Origin of the sequence: Vogesella sp. EB, assembly GCF_001037925.1 — a bacterium.
GTDB lineage: Bacteria > Pseudomonadota > Gammaproteobacteria > Burkholderiales > Chromobacteriaceae > Vogesella > Vogesella indigofera.
Map to the genome: position 1 here is coordinate 1 of NZ_LFDT01000046.1, position 14,198 is coordinate 14,198.

Below are 14,198 nucleotides of genomic sequence, written 5' to 3' on the forward strand. Positions count from 1 at the left end.
GCGGCCAGGGTTGGCCGCAAGGGCCGGCGTCGCGGAGCCATCGACCAGTGCCAGCGGCGCCGGCGGCAGCGTGCCGGGCAAGGCGGCGGCACGGGCGGCGAGGCTGTCGCCCAGCACCACTTCCACCGCGCTGCGCCACTGTTCGTCCACCTGCAGGCTTTGCCACAGCGCCGGCGCACCGTCCAGCTGCTGCGCCGCCAGCCAGCCGGCCAGCTGCTCGCCGGCGGCTTCGCGTGCCAGCACCGCGTCCAGCGCGGCGACTTCGGCCTCGGCGCGGGCGGCATCGCTATTGAATTCGTGCAGCGTCTTGTCCAGCTGTTCGCGCTCGCTGGCGAGATCCGCCTGCTTAGCTTCGTCGGCAACCAGCCGGGCACGCACCGCGTCCAGCGCCGCCTGCGCGCGCGCGACCTCGGCCTGCGCCGCTTCCAGCACGCCGCTGTCGGGCAGATTAAGATCGTGCAGTTCACGGCGCAGCGCGTCTTCGCGCCCGGCCAGCTGCTCGATGCTGCGGCGCAGGTGCTCGCCCTGCTGCCGCGCCAGATCGCGTTCGCGGGTGAGGTTGGCGATCTGCGCCGTCATCTGCGCCAGGCGCTGGTCGGCAACGCGGAACGCGGCCTCGGCACCGGGCAGGCCGTCGGCGCCGTCTTCCAGCCCCATCTGCGCCTCTTCCATGCGCATTTGCGCCTCTTCGCGGCGCGGCAGCCAGTCGTCCAGTTCGTACTCGACCTGGGTCTTCTGCTCCGCCAGCTGCTGGCGTTCGTTGCGGGCGCTGGCCAGATCGCGCTCCAGCCGCTCGCGGCTTTGCAGGCGGTGGCGCTGCTGTTCTTCCAGCCGCGCCAGCGTGGCGTTGGCTTCGAACAGCGCCTGCTGCGCCTCGTGCACCGCGTCGCTGGCGGCGTAGTGCGTCTCGCGCACCGTTTCCAGCTCGGCTTCGAGGTGGGTGTGCGCCGCTTCCAGCGCGGCCTCTTCGGTTTCGATGCGCGCCAGTTCGCTGCGCGCGGCGGCCTCGCTGCACGCCGCTTCCTCGCGCCGCGCCAGCGCCAGCAGGTTCTGCTTGAAGGTCAGCGCGCCGCGCATGTTCTGGTAGTTGGCCGCCACCTCCGCCTGCTCGGTGAGGCGCTCGACCTGGCGTTCCAGCTCCAGCTTGAGGTCGTCGATGCGGGTCAGGTTGTCGCGGGTGTCGGCGAGGCGGCTTTCGGTTTCGCGGCGGCGCTCCTTGTAGCGCGACACGCCGGCGGCTTCTTCCAGATAGGCGCGCAGTTCTTCCGGGCGCGCCTCGATGATGCGCGAGATCATGCCCTGCTCGATCACCGCGTAGCCGCGCGCGCCGACGCCGGTGCCGAGGAACAGGTCGGTGATGTCGCGGCGGCGCACCTGCTGGTTGTTGATGTAGTAGCTGGATTCACCCTGCCGCGTCAGCACGCGCTTGATCGATACCTCGGCGTACTGGCCCCACGGACCGGTGAGCTGGCCGTCGCCGTTGTCGAACACCAGCTCCACCGAGGCGCGCGATACCGGCTTGCGCGTGCTGGAGCCGTTGAAGATCACGTCCTGCATCGATTCGCCGCGCAGCTGCTTGGCCGACGACTCGCCCAGCACCCAGCGCACGGCGTCGATGACGTTGGACTTGCCGCAACCGTTGGGGCCGATCACCGCCACCAGCTGGCCGGGCACGGCGATGCTGGTGGGGTCGACGAAGGACTTGAAGCCCGCCAGTTTGATGTGAGTGAGGCGCAAGGGGTATCCAGCTCAGGAGAAATCAGTCTGCCATTTTAGCAAGCAACCGCGCCGCTGCGGCCAACCTTTGTCGGCCGGCCGCCGTGCCGCGCGGCCACGGTGGCGCTTTTGCGCGATGTCCTTTGCCGGCCATGACAATGGTTGCCATAATGCAGGCATGGATACGCTGACCCTTGCACATCATTTTCTGATCGCCATGCCCAGCATGACCGACCCGCTGTTTGCCAAAAGCATCGTCTACATTTGCGAGCACGGCGAACAGGGGGCGATGGGCATGATCATCAACAAGCCCTCCGGCCTGGTGCTGGCGCAGCTGCTGGAGCAGATCGACCTGCCGCTGGCCAACGACGAAGCCAATACCGTGCCGGTGCACTTCGGCGGCCCGGTACAGCCGGATCGCGGTTTCGTGCTGCACACGCCGATCGGCAACTGGCAATCGACGCTGACCATCACCGACGACATGGCGCTGACCACCTCCAAGGACATCCTGCAGGCGGTATCGGAGGCACAGGGCCCGGACAAGCTGCTGGTCAGCCTCGGCTATTCCGGCTGGGAAAAGGGCCAGCTGGAAGAGGAAATCGCCGCCAACCAGTGGCTGACCGTCGCCGCCGCCGACTGGGTGATCTTCGACACCCCGAGCGAAGCGCGCTTCGACAGCGCCATCAAGCTGCTGGGCTTCGACCCGTCACTGCTGTGCACGGATGCCGGTCATGCATAAGGGCACGCTGCTGGGCTTCGACTTTGGCGAGCAGCGCATCGGCGTGGCACTGGGCGAGCCGGAGCTGGGCATCGCCACGCCGCTGGCCACCATCAGCAGCGACAGCAACGAGGTGCGCTTTGCCGCCATCGGCAAGCTGATTGAGGAGTGGCAGCCGACCGGTTTTGTCGTCGGCCTGCCGACACACATGGACGGCAACGCCCACGCACTGACCGCGCTGTGCCGCAAGTTCGCGCAGCGCCTGCACGGCCGCTACCGGCTGCCGGTGTGGCTGGTGGACGAGCGGCTGACCTCGGTGATCGCCGAGGGCCTGCTGGAGGAAGCCGGCGTGCGCGGCCGCAAGCAGAAGCCGGTGCTGGACCAGGTGGCGGCACAGGCGATCGTGATGGCGTGGTTCGAGGAGCCGGGCGAACGTCTGGGCTGAGCCCTGCCCCACTACACAAAAAAAGCCCGCTGCGGTGCAGCGGGCTTTTTGTTTGCGCTGGCGGCCAACGTTGGCCGCAACGGATTAGCGGCGCTTGGCGGCCTTGGCGACGCGGGCCTCGCGCTCCAGACGCGCGACTTCCTTCTCCGCGGCGCGCAGTACCGCGGCTTCCTTGGCCGCCTTTTCCCACGCGCGCCATTCGTCCGGCCGCTCCAGCGTCATGCGCCCGATGGCGCCGCTGCGGAAGTCGGACAGCACGATTTCCGATGCCTTCTGGATGTTGACGCGACCGCCGGGCAGCATGCCGCCACGCTTGCGGCCGATCTGCTCCAGCACCTGCCAGTCCTGCATGCCGGCGATGTCGCCGATGTTGTAGCGCGCGTCCAGCTCCTTGCCGTAGTAGCGGATCAGGTAGGCCAGCAGCTCCAGCGCCACCTCTTCTTCATCCATCGCGTTGCGACCCACCGCGCCGCTGGCGGCGAGGTTGTAGCCGCCCTGCGGCACCACGATCTTCGGCCACAGCATGCCGGGGGTATCGAACAGCTCGATCTCGTCGCACAGCATGATGCGCTGCTGACCCTTGGTGATGCCCGGCTCGTTACCGGTCTTGGCGATGCGGCGGCCGGTGATGCTGTTGATCAGCGTCGACTTGCCGACGTTGGGAATGCCGCAGATCACCACCCGCAGCGGCTTGTCGATGGTGCCGCGATTGGGCGCCACGTCCATGCAGGCCTCGATCAGCTTTTGCGCCGGCGATTTTTCCGAGGCATCAAGGCCGATAGCGATGGTGCCCGGCTTGCGATACCAGTTCAGCCACTGCTGGGTGATGGCCGGATCGGCCAGATCCTGCTTGTTGAGTACCTTGATCGACGGCTTGCGCTTGGCCAGCTGCGCGATCATCGGGTTGGCGCTGGAGGCCGGCAGGCGCGCGTCCAGCATTTCAATGACCACATCGATTCCGCCAAGACGCTCTTGCAGCTCTTTCTTGGCTTTGTTCATGTGTCCGGGGAACCATTGGATGGCCATGTATTATCGCTTTCGTAGTGGGTCGAGCAGCGATGACAGCCCGTTGTGATCCAGCTCCTGCATCAGCGCCAGCAGGCGGCCGATCTCGCCCGGCGGAAAGCCCTCGCGGGCAAACCAGTTCAGGTAGTGCCCGGGCAGGTCCGCGATCACGCGGCCCTTGTACTTGCCGTAGGGCATCACGCGGGTGACGAGCAGTTGCAGATGTTCGGGATTCATCGCGTTCATTCAAAAATCAGCCGCGCATTGTGCCAAAGCTGTGACCAATGCGCAGCAAGCATTCACTGCGGCAGCGGGCGGCGCTCGTTAAACGCCAGAAAACCGCGCACGATGCGGTACACGTACCACACCCACACCGCAAAACCGGTGACGAAGCCCAGCCCCAGAAGCAGGATCAGCGGCCAGGAAACGGCAAAACCGATCACCGCCCACCAGAAGGTGCGGATTTGCCAGGCAAAGTGGCTTTGCCACTCGGTACCGGCGGCGTCATCACGCTTGAGGTAGTTGATGATGATGCCGACGATGGCGGTGACCCCGACAAACAGGCTTAGCGCCTGCAGCGCATACACCACCAGGGTCAGGGTTTTCAGGGTGTCGTCGGCGCGGGGTACGCGTTGCAGATAACCGTCGTCCATGTCTTCTCCCGTTCAAGCATAGCTAACAAAACCGTTACGCGGCGGCACTGCCGTCACGCCAGGCTTTGTTAGCCATGCTGTTTGTGTGCGCCGGCATCACGCCAGCCGCGCCAGTGCCTGTTGCAAACGCGCCAGATGTGCGGCCAGCTGGCGGCGCAGTGCCAGCGATTGCGCCACCGGCGATGTGGCCACACTCAGCAGCTGCTCGCCATGACCGTGGGTGCGCCACGGCCGCGCGCCACAAAACAGCGAAAACGAGCGCAATAGTGGGCAATCCAGTGCCAGTTTACGCGATAGCTGCTGCAAACGCAGGTTTACCGCGTCCATCAGTGCCAGTTCGTGGCTGGCCAGCTCCAGATGCTGCAGCGCAAACACCAACACCCGCGCCGCCAGCCAGTCGGCACGTTGCGGCGAGCGGCCGCCGGCCGACAGGTAGGCCAGGCTGCGCACTTCGGGGAACAGCGATTCCAGCACCGCCGGCTGCGACTGCCCGGCAAGCAGGGCTTGCAGGCGGGCCACCGGGTTGCCGGGCTGGTGCGAGCAGTGCTCGACATCGCTGATGATGCACAGCGCGCTGCTGATGCCGTGGTTTGTCGCTGGCAGCTGCCAGCATCGATTGTTTTCCATGTTCGGACTCCGTTGGGTGCCGCAAACCGGAAACATTGGAACTGCCCAGAAACACCAATGCCGCCAGAGTGCGGCGGCATTGATTCAGGGATTCGGGGTAAGGCTTATTCAGCCCGTGACGCGTCCTGGTGCCGCCGGAGAAGTGCGGTAACCATAATAATAAGCGTGGGACACGAAACGGATAACAGTAGCCATAGCGGACGATGATGCGCCCGCGCGGCGCCGGCTGTCAAGCCGCGTCGCCATTTGAGCTGCGCGCGATGGCGCAATACAATGCGTCATTCCTGCATCGGCAGGCCAGACGATGCAGTTTTTTCGCAAACAGGACAAGGACGCAACATGAACAAGCATGCCAGCGGCGGACTGGTGTACTCCACCGAACACGGCCGCATGTGCCCCGCCTGCCGCGCGCCACTGGACGCCTGCGTCTGCCAGCGCGCGCCGGCACCGGCCGGCGACGGCATCGTGCGCGTGCGCCACGAGACCAAGGGCCGCAAGGGCAAGGGCGTGACGGTGATCAGCGGCGTGCCGCTGGCCGGCAGCGAACTGCTGGCGCTGGGCAAGCAGCTGAAGGCGCGCTGCGGCACCGGCGGCACGGTCAAGGATGGCCAGATTGAGATCCAGGGCGAGCACGTGGCGCTGCTGATGGCCGAGCTGCAAAAGCAGGGCTGGACGGTGAAACGCAGCGGCGGCTGAAGCTTGCGGCCAACCTTGGCCGCAATCCGAGCCACGGTGATCCGTTAGTGGCGAAAGCAGGCACGCCAACGCCTGATCGCGAGCAGAGGGCGGCGCGGGCGGTGCGTCATCCCAACCGGTGCACCCCGCGTTGGCGGCAATGAAAAACGCCGCCAGCGGTCTGCTGGCGGCGTGTTCGGGTGATGCGGGATTACATGTTCGGGTAATTCGGCCCGCCGCCACCTTCCGGTGTCACCCAGTTGATGTTCTGGGTCGGGTCCTTGATGTCACAGGTCTTGCAGTGCACGCAGTTCTGCGCGTTGATCTGCAGCCGTGGCTCGCCCTCTTCGCGACCGACGATCTCGTACACCCCGGCCGGACAGTAGCGCTGTTCCGGCGCGTCGTACTTTTCCAGGTTGATGCGGATCGGCACCGACGCGTCCTTCAGCTGCAGGTGCGGCGGCTGCTCTTCGCTGTGGTTGGTGTTGGAGATGAACACCGACGACAGGCGGTCAAAGGTCAGCACCCCGTCCGGCTTCGGATAGCTGATCGGCGTGCACTCGTCCTTGGGCTTCAGGCACTCGTGGTCGGCGTGCTTGTGGCGCAGCGTCCACGGCGCCTTGCCGCGGAACAGATAGGTGTCGATCGCCGAGTAGATCATCGCCGGCCACAGCCCCCAGCGGAACGCCGGGCGGATGTTGCGCACACTGTGCAGCTCGTCATGCAGCCAGCTCTGCTTGAAGGCGGCGGTATAGCCGACCGCTTCCGCGCCCTGCGCCTCGGGGTTGGCCGCAAACAGCGCGAACACCGCTTCCGCCGCCAGCATGCCGGACTTCATCGCGGTGTGGGTACCCTTGATCTTCGGCACATTGAGGAAGCCGGCGGTATCGCCGACCAGCACGCCACCGGCGAAGGTCAGTTTCGGGATGCTCTGCAGGCCGCCTTCGGAAATCGCGCGTGCGCCGTAGGACAGGCGGCGGCCGCCTTCGAACACGCCCTTGATCGCCGGGTGGGTCTTGAAGCGCTGGAATTCCTCGTACGGCGACAGGTAGGGGTTCTCGTAATCGAGGCCGACCACGAAGCCGACCACCACCTGGTTGTTTTCCAGATGGTAGAGGAAGGAGCCGCCGTAGGTTTTCTGATCCATCGGCCAGCCGGCGGTGTGGGTGATCTTGCCGGCTTCGTGCAGCTCCGGCTTCACTTCCCACAATTCCTTGATGCCGATGCCGTAGGTCTGCGGATCGGCGCCGGTGCGCAGCTGGAAGCGCTCGAACAGGCCCTTGGTCAGCGAGCCGCGACAGCCTTCGGCGAACACGGTCTGCTTCGCCCACAGCTCGATGCCCGGTTCGCCCTCTTCGTCACCGTTCTTGCCGGTGCCGACGTTGCCGGTGGCCACGCCCTTGACCGAGCCGTCGGCGTGGTACAGCACTTCGGCGGCAGCAAAGCCGGGATAGATCTCCACCCCCAGTTCTTCCGCCTGCTGCCCCAGCCAGCGACAGAAGTTGCCGAGGCTGATGATGTAGTTGCCGTGATTGTTCATCTGCGGCGGGGTCGGCAGCTTGATCGACTCGGTTTCGGTCAGCAGCAGGAAGCTGTCCTGCTTGGCCGGAGTGTTGAGCGGCGCGCCCTTCTCTTTCCAGTCCGGGATCAGCTCGTTCAGCGTGCGTGGCTCCAGCACGGCGCCGGACAGGATGTGGGCGCCGATTTCGGAGCCTTTTTCCAGCAGACAGACACTGAGTTCCTGACCTTTTTCGGCAGCCAGCTGCTTGAGACGGATGGCGGCAGACAGGCCGGAAGGCCCGCCGCCGACTACCACCACGTCGTATTCCATGTATTCGCGTTCCACCGCTTCTCCTTTGCGCTGGCAGGGGACAATAAGCGCAATGATGCCAATGAAAGTGGCTGCGCGTCAAAATCAAACAAGCGTTTAAACGGTTCCGGCGGCGCGCAGTTGTGCAATTGCCACCGCGTCGTAGCCCAGATGCTGCAGCAGCGCGTCGGTGTGTTCACCCAGTGCCGGTGGCGGCGTCAGGTACTGCGGCGGGGTGGCTGACATCTTGATCGGGCAGGCCACCTGGGGCACGTTCTGCCCTTTACTGTCGGTCATCTGCAACGCCATGTCGCGATGACGAATCTGCGGGTCGGCAAATGCCTCGGCGACGGTATTGATCGGGCCGCACGGCACGCCGGCAGCATCGAGCAGTTTCAGCCATTCGTCGCGACCACGCGCCATGAAGGCCTCGGCCAGCAGCGGCACCAGCGTGGCACGGTGCTGCACCCGCTTCGGGTTGCTGGCGAAGCGCTCGTCGGCGGCCAGTTGCGGCAGTTGCAGTACCTCGCACACCGCGCGGAACTGCTTGTCGTTGCCGCAGGCGAGGATGAAATGGCCGTCGCCGCCGGTCTTGAATACCTGGTAAGGCACGATATTGGGGTGGGCATTGCCCAGCCGCGGCGGCACTTCGCCGCCGACCAGCCAGTTCATGTTGACGTTGGACAGCATCGCCAGCGCGCAGTCGAACAGTGCCATGTCGATGTACTGGCCGACGCCGGTGTGGTGGCGCGACAGCAGTGCCGCCTGTACCGCATTGGCGGCGTACAGGCCGGTAAACAGGTCGGTGACCGCGACGCCGACCTTGTGCGGCTCGCCGTCGGCGGGGCCGGTGATGCTCATCAGCCCGGACATGCCCTGCACGATGTAGTCGTAGCCGGGCAGCTCGGCGTAGGGACCATCCTGGCCAAAGCCGGTGATCGAGCAGTACACCAGCCGCGGGTTGAGCTGTTGCAGGCTGTCATAGTCGAGGCCGTACTTCTTCAGGCCGCCGACCTTGTAATTTTCCAGCAGCACGTCGCATTCGGTCGCCAGCTGGCGCACGATCTGCTGCCCGGCCGGCTGGGTAATGTCGACGGTGAGCGACTGCTTGCCGCGGTTGGCGGCGAGATAATAGGCGGCGGTACCGTCCGGCAGGCTGGGCGGCGACCAGTGGCGGGTATCGTCGCCGCTGCTGGGGCGCTCCACCTTGATCACTTCCGCGCCGAGATCGGCCAACAGCTGCCCGGTCCACGGCCCGGCGAGGACACGACTCAGATCCAGAACCTTGATACCCGACAATGCGCCAGCCATGATGCTTCTCCTTTGCGGCCAACCTTGGCCGCGAAAAAAATGGCTCGGTTGCACCGAGCCCTAAGGACAGACAGGAACCAACTCGCGCCGCTGGTGGAGGCCGGCGGCGGTACATCACACTCCAGGCGCACGGGACACCCTTGCCCGGTGCGCCCGCAAGCGATCAGGCAAACGCCTGAATACCGGTCTGGGCGCGACCCAGAATCAGGGCGTGCACGTCGTGCGTGCCCTCGTAGGTGTTGACGGCTTCCAGGTTCATCACGTGACGGATGATGTGGAATTCGTCGGAAATGCCGTTACCGCCGTGCATGTCGCGGGCAACGCGGGCGATGTCCAGCGCCTTGCCGCAGTTGTTGCGCTTGATCAGGCTGATCATTTCCGGCGCGGCACGGCCTTCGTCCATCAGGCGGCCGACACGCAGCGCGGCCTGCAGCGCCAGGCTGATTTCGGTCTGCATATTGGCCAGCTTCAGCTGCACCAGCTGGGTGGCCGCCAGCGGACGGCCGAACTGCTTGCGGTCCAGCGTGTACTGGCGGGCACCGTGCCAGCAGAACTCGGCGGCGCCCATCGCGCCCCAGGCGATGCCGTAGCGCGCCTTGTTCAGGCAGCCGAACGGGCCTTTCAGGCCTTTCACGTGCGGCAGCAGCGCGTCTTCACCCACTTCCACGTTGTCCATCACGATTTCGCCGGTGATGGACGCGCGCAGCGAGAACTTGCCCTCGATCTTCGGTGCCGACAGGCCCTTCATGCCTTTTTCCAGCACGAAGCCGCGGATCTCGCCGTCGTCGTCCTTGGCCCACACCACGAACACGTCGGCGATCGGGCTGTTGGTGATCCACATCTTGCTGCCGTTGAGCACGTAGCCGCCGTCCACCTTGCGGGCGCGGGTCTTCATGCCGGCCGGGTCGGAGCCGGCATCCGGCTCGGTCAGGCCGAAGCAGCCGACCCATTCGCCGGTCGCCAGTTTCGGCAGGTACTTGTCTTTTTGCGCGTCGGTGCCGTAGGCCCAGATCGGGTGCATCACCAGGCTGGACTGTACCGACATCGCCGAGCGGTAGCCGGAGTCCACGCGTTCCACTTCACGCGCCACCAGGCCGTAGGCCACGTGCGACAGGCCGGCACAGCCGTGGGTGTCGATGGTGCAGCCGAGCAGGCCCAGCTCGCCCATCTCGCTCATGATCTCGCGGTCGAAGCGCTCTTCGCGGTTGGCCGTCAGCACCCGCGGCAGCAGGCGCCCCTGGCAGTAGGCGTAGGCGCTGTCGCGCACCATGCGTTCTTCGTCAGTCAGCTGATCGTTCAGTAACAGTGCGTCATCCCACTGAAAAGGGGCGCGATTGGATGCTGCAGCCATGTGGACTCTCCTTAAGTAATTCCGCATTGCGGAATTACGTTCTACAATGCAAAATAGACTAACAACTCGGCCAGACGCTGTAAAGTTTTTTCTTGGTCGATATAAGGCGGTGCACTATTCTTGCCACTCATCCAGAAAGAGAGCCGATTGCCGATGTCGTCAAACCCTGTTGCAGACGAGGAAAAAGACCGCCTGTTCGTCGGAGCGCTGGCCCGTGGCCTGCGCGTGCTGGCGGCGTTCCAGCCCGGCGAGGGCGCGCTGTCCAACCAGGTACTGGCGCAACGGACCGATCTGCCGAAATCCACCGTGTCGCGGCTGACCTATACCCTGACCAAGCTCGGCTACCTGTCCCAGGATCACGACACCGGCTACTACCGGCTGGGGCTGGCGGTGCTGGCGCTGGGCTCCACCGTGCTCGGCAGCTACGACATCCGCCGCGTCGCGTCGCCGCTGATGCGCGACTTTGCGATGCAGCACACCATCTCGGTCAGCCTCGGCATGCGCGACGGCACCGACATCGTCTATCTGGAAACCTGCCGCAGCCAGGCGCGGGTATCGGTGCAGCTCACCGTCGGCTCGCGCGTGCCGCTGGCCAGTACCGCCATCGGCCGCGCCTGTTACGCCATCCTGTCGCCGGCGGAGCGCGCCGCGCTGGCGCCGGAGCTGGCGCAGCGCTACGGCGGCGACTGGCCGGCGGTCGCGGCGCGGCTGCAGGCCAGCGGCGAGCACTATGCGCAATACGGCTACAGCGAATCGTTCGGCGAGTTCGAGCGCGACGTGATGGCGGTCGGCGTCGCGCTGCCGTCGCCGGTGCCGGGCATGCCGGTGGTGTGCCTCAATGCCAGCGGCCCGGCCTTCGCCTTCAACGCCGACACCATGCGCCGCCAGATCGCGCCGGCGCTGATGCAGCTGGCGCGCCAGATCGTGCCCTGAGCCGGCAGCCGTCCCGACAAGCACAAAAGGTTGGCCGCAACACTTGCGGCCAACCTTTTGTCGTTTTTGCGCGGCGGGTGCCGCCTGTCTCAGGTGCGGATGTACTTCACCAGCTGCTCGATCACGAACTGCTGCTCGGCGATGGTGGCGTGCACCAGGTCGCCGATCGACAGCAGGCCGATCACGCGGTTGTCCTCCATCACCGGCAGGTGGCGGATACGGCGCTCGGTCATCAGTGCCATGCACTCGCCGATGCTCTGCTCCGGGCTCACGAAGATCACCTTGCTGGTCATGATGTCGCGCACCTTGGTGCCGGCCGAGGTGCGCCCCAGCAGCACGATGCGCCGCGCATAGTCGCGCTCGGAGAAAATGCCGACCACATCGCCCATCTCCATCACCAGGATGGCACCGACGTCGCGTTCCGCCATCACCTGCAGCGCCTGGAACACCGTCATTTCCGGCCCGACGCTGATCAGCTCCTTGATTGCCTTGTTTTCCAGCAGTTGTCGCACTGTTTGCATGCCGCCCTCCCCCTTGATGACCGCCCGGCATATGCCGGAGTAGAACCGTATTGCGTTCAATATAGACAGCCGCCGGCCAGGACCAAAAGAAAAAGGCCGCAACAGCGGCCTTTGGCAGGGAACGGGCGCGGAATCAGCCGGCCTTGATCATGGTGCCGACGCCTTCGTCGGTGAGGATTTCCAGCAGCAGCGCGTGCGGTACGCGGCCGTCGATGATGTGCACCGAGTTGACGCCGCTCTTGGCCGCGTCCAGCGCCGAACTGATCTTCGGCAGCATGCCGCCGCTGATGGTGCCGTCGGCAAACAGCTCGTCGACCTTGGCTGCGGTGAGGCCGGTGAGCAGGTTGCCCTGCTTGTCCAGCACGCCGGGGGTATTGGTCATCAGCACCAGCTTTTCCGCCTTCAGCGTCTCGGCCAGCTTGCCGGCGACCACGTCGGCGTTGATGTTGTAGGCCTCGCCGTCCTGGCCGACACCGATCGGCGCGATCACCGGGATGAAGTCGTGGCTGTCCAGCAGCGCCACCAGGCTCGGGTCGATGTGCTCGATGTCGCCGACCTGGCCGATGTCGATGTTTTCATCGGATTCCGATTTCAGGAACAGCTTGCTGGCGCGGATGAAGTGGCCGTCCTTGCCGGTGATGCCGACCGCCTTGCCGCCGTGCTTGTTCAGCAGTGACACGATTTCCTTGTTCACCAGGCCGCCGAGCACCATTTCCACCACGTCCATGGTTTCGCTGTCGGTGACGCGCATGCCCTGGATGAACTGGCCTTCCTTGCCGACGCGCTCCAGCAGCTCATTGATCTGCGGGCCGCCGCCGTGCACCACCACCGGGTTGAGGCCGACCAGTTTCAGCAGCACGATGTCCTTGGCGAAGTCTTCCTTCAGCTTGTCGTCGGTCATCGCGTTGCCACCGTATTTCACCACGATGGTCTTGTTGTTGAAGCTGCGGATATATGGCAGCGCTTCGGCCAGAATCGCGGCCTTGTCGATGGGGGCTACGCTCACGGGGCATCTCCACGGTAGTCGGAATCAGAAACAGCTATTGCTGCGCCGCATTCTACCCAAGCACGGCCGATTCGGCTGGCGTTTGTGCACATCCGGCCGCGATTAAGCGGCTGTTGGCAACGCTGCAACAGGCCGCCATCGCCAATACGCCATTTGCAAATAAATTTCGATTTATTAATTGCCGATACCGAGCTCTTGCACTAAAGTCCGGCCATCAGATTAATGAACAAGTATTCAGAGAACACCGCCATGAGCAAACCATCCTGCTGTCCGATCACCCGCTGGCACCGCCGCAAGGAAGTCCGCCCGGCGGAGATCCTGGACGCGGCGCTGGCGCTGTTTGTCGAGCGCGGCTTCAAGTCCACCAAGATGGAAGACATCGCCAAGGCCGCCGGCGTCACCAAGGGCACGCCCTATTTGTACTTCGAGAACAAGGAAGACATCTTCAAGGCGGTGCTGCGCGAGAACCTGGTGACGCGGCTGGCCAGCTTTGCCGAGCTGGAGCAGCAATTCGACGGCAGCAGCGCCGAACTGCTGCGGCTGATGATGCGGCGCTGGTGGATGGAAGTCGGCGAATCGCCGCTGGCCGGCATCTGCAAGCTGATGTTCGCCGAGGCCACCAACTTCCCGGAGCTGGCGCGCTTCTACCACCACGAGGTGATCGAGCCCAGCCACAACATGCTGCTGCGCATCCTGCAGCGCGGCGTCGCCCGCGGCGAGTTCCGCGACATCAACCCGCACGCGGTGGTCGACACCCTGGTGGCGCCGATGATGCTGACCATGACCTGGCGCTGCTCCTTCGGCAAGGTAATCACCGACAGCCAGCACCGTTCCATGCCGCCGCTGCAGTACCTGGAACTGTCGCTGGACCTGATGCTTAACGGCCTGATGTCCGGCCGTCAGCCACAACAATAAAACGCAACGAGGAAATCACGATGGCACCGCACTACCACCGGCTGGCCCTGGCCAGCGCACTGCTGCTGACCCTGTCCGCCTGCCAGGACGAGGTCAAACCGGTCGAGGAAATCCGCCCGGTCCGCTACACCACCGCCAGCAGCAGCGACGCTGCCGCCAGCCAGCAATTCAGCGGCGAGGTCCGCGCCCGCCAGGAGAGCCGTCTCGCCTTCCGCGTCGCCGGCAAGGTGGTGGAGAAGCGCGTCAACAGCGGCGAGCGCGTGCGGAGCGGCCAGGTGCTGGCGGTGCTGGATGCCAGCGATTACCAGCTCGACAGCCAGGCCAAGGCGGCACAGCTGGCGGCGGCACAGGCCAATCTGCTGCAGCAGCAGGCCGATCTCCGGCGCTTCCGCGAGTTGCTGACCCAGAATTTCATCAGCGCGGCACAGGTCGACCGCCAGCAGGCGGCGGTCAGCAGCGCGCGCGCCAGCCTGCAGCAGGCGCAGGCGGCGCTGGCCGCCAGCCGCAACCAG

Annotated in this window: 16 protein-coding genes; 6 read left to right on the forward strand and 10 right to left on the reverse strand. The window is 65.2% G+C overall.

Features of this window, described 5'->3' with window-relative positions:
• Positions 1-1,737: chromosome segregation SMC family protein (locus ACG97_RS16150; RefSeq protein WP_047968410.1), on the reverse strand; the 1,737-nt coding region annotated here is incomplete at its 3' end.
• Positions 1,738-1,894: 157 nt separating this feature from the next.
• Between ACG97_RS16150 and ACG97_RS16155 the strand changes: the two genes are divergently transcribed.
• Both ACG97_RS16155 and ruvX read left to right on the forward strand, forming a co-directional pair.
• Positions 1,895-2,455, forward strand: coding sequence for a YqgE/AlgH family protein (locus tag ACG97_RS16155; RefSeq protein ID WP_047968411.1), 561 nt, complete (start codon positions 1,895-1,897; stop codon positions 2,453-2,455).
• Positions 2,439-2,879, forward strand: coding sequence for a Holliday junction resolvase RuvX (ruvX, locus tag ACG97_RS16160; RefSeq protein WP_202902807.1), 441 nt, complete (start codon positions 2,439-2,441; stop codon positions 2,877-2,879). Before ACG97_RS16155 ends, ruvX begins: the two co-directional genes overlap by 17 nt.
• Positions 2,880-2,963: 84 nt before the next feature.
• On the opposite strand, the gene ylqF is transcribed toward ruvX, so the two are convergent.
• From ylqF to ACG97_RS16180, 4 genes are all read right to left on the reverse strand, one after another.
• Positions 2,964-3,905, reverse strand: coding sequence for a ribosome biogenesis GTPase YlqF (gene ylqF / locus ACG97_RS16165; protein ID WP_047968412.1), 942 nt, complete (start codon positions 3,903-3,905; stop codon positions 2,964-2,966).
• 3 nt (positions 3,906-3,908) lie between these two features.
• Positions 3,909-4,121: a DUF3820 family protein gene (locus tag ACG97_RS16170; protein ID WP_047968423.1), complete on the reverse strand. Its 213-nt coding sequence runs from the start codon at positions 4,119-4,121 to the stop codon at positions 3,909-3,911.
• A gap of 62 nt (positions 4,122-4,183) precedes the next feature.
• The gene (locus ACG97_RS16175) at positions 4,184-4,537 is read right to left on the reverse strand and encodes a DUF4870 domain-containing protein (protein ID WP_047968413.1); all 354 of its coding nucleotides are present in this window, start codon (positions 4,535-4,537) and stop codon (positions 4,184-4,186) included.
• A gap of 96 nt (positions 4,538-4,633) precedes the next feature.
• Positions 4,634-5,164, reverse strand: coding sequence for a hypothetical protein (locus ACG97_RS16180; protein WP_047968414.1), 531 nt, complete (start codon positions 5,162-5,164; stop codon positions 4,634-4,636).
• 339 nt (positions 5,165-5,503) lie between these two features.
• Between ACG97_RS16180 and ACG97_RS16185 the strand changes: the two genes are divergently transcribed.
• On the forward strand, positions 5,504-5,860 hold the full coding sequence (locus ACG97_RS16185) for a translation initiation factor Sui1 (protein WP_047968415.1): 357 nt from the start codon (positions 5,504-5,506) through the stop codon (positions 5,858-5,860).
• A 190-nt stretch (positions 5,861-6,050) separates the two neighbouring features.
• Here the strand turns inward: ACG97_RS16185 and ACG97_RS16190 are convergent, their stop codons facing one another.
• The 3 genes from ACG97_RS16190 to ACG97_RS16200 form a co-directional block, all read right to left on the reverse strand.
• Complete coding sequence (locus ACG97_RS16190) at positions 6,051-7,670, reverse strand: electron transfer flavoprotein-ubiquinone oxidoreductase (protein ID WP_047968424.1); 1,620 nt, start codon at positions 7,668-7,670, stop codon at positions 6,051-6,053.
• A 96-nt stretch (positions 7,671-7,766) separates the two neighbouring features.
• The gene (locus tag ACG97_RS16195) at positions 7,767-8,960 is read right to left on the reverse strand and encodes a CaiB/BaiF CoA-transferase family protein (protein ID WP_047968416.1); all 1,194 of its coding nucleotides are present in this window, start codon (positions 8,958-8,960) and stop codon (positions 7,767-7,769) included.
• Between the two features lie 163 nt (positions 8,961-9,123).
• Positions 9,124-10,311 (reverse strand): acyl-CoA dehydrogenase, encoded by a 1,188-nt coding sequence (locus ACG97_RS16200; RefSeq protein WP_047968417.1) that lies wholly within the window; start codon positions 10,309-10,311, stop codon positions 9,124-9,126.
• A gap of 153 nt (positions 10,312-10,464) precedes the next feature.
• Between ACG97_RS16200 and ACG97_RS16205 the strand changes: the two genes are divergently transcribed.
• Positions 10,465-11,244, forward strand: coding sequence for an IclR family transcriptional regulator (locus ACG97_RS16205; protein WP_047968418.1), 780 nt, complete (start codon positions 10,465-10,467; stop codon positions 11,242-11,244).
• An 89-nt stretch (positions 11,245-11,333) separates the two neighbouring features.
• On the opposite strand, the gene ACG97_RS16210 is transcribed toward ACG97_RS16205, so the two are convergent.
• Together ACG97_RS16210 and argB are read right to left on the reverse strand one after the other, a co-directional pair.
• Positions 11,334-11,765, reverse strand: coding sequence for a CBS domain-containing protein (locus ACG97_RS16210; protein ID WP_047968419.1), 432 nt, complete (start codon positions 11,763-11,765; stop codon positions 11,334-11,336).
• Between the two features lie 133 nt (positions 11,766-11,898).
• Positions 11,899-12,771: an acetylglutamate kinase gene (gene argB / locus ACG97_RS16215; protein WP_047968420.1), complete on the reverse strand. Its 873-nt coding sequence runs from the start codon at positions 12,769-12,771 to the stop codon at positions 11,899-11,901.
• Between the two features lie 249 nt (positions 12,772-13,020).
• Between argB and ACG97_RS16220 the strand changes: the two genes are divergently transcribed.
• Both ACG97_RS16220 and ACG97_RS16225 read left to right on the forward strand, forming a co-directional pair.
• Positions 13,021-13,686 (forward strand): TetR/AcrR family transcriptional regulator, encoded by a 666-nt coding sequence (locus ACG97_RS16220; RefSeq protein ID WP_047968425.1) that lies wholly within the window; start codon positions 13,021-13,023, stop codon positions 13,684-13,686.
• Positions 13,687-13,706: 20 nt separating this feature from the next.
• Positions 13,707-14,198: efflux RND transporter periplasmic adaptor subunit (locus ACG97_RS16225; RefSeq protein WP_047968421.1), on the forward strand; the 492-nt coding region annotated here is incomplete at its 3' end.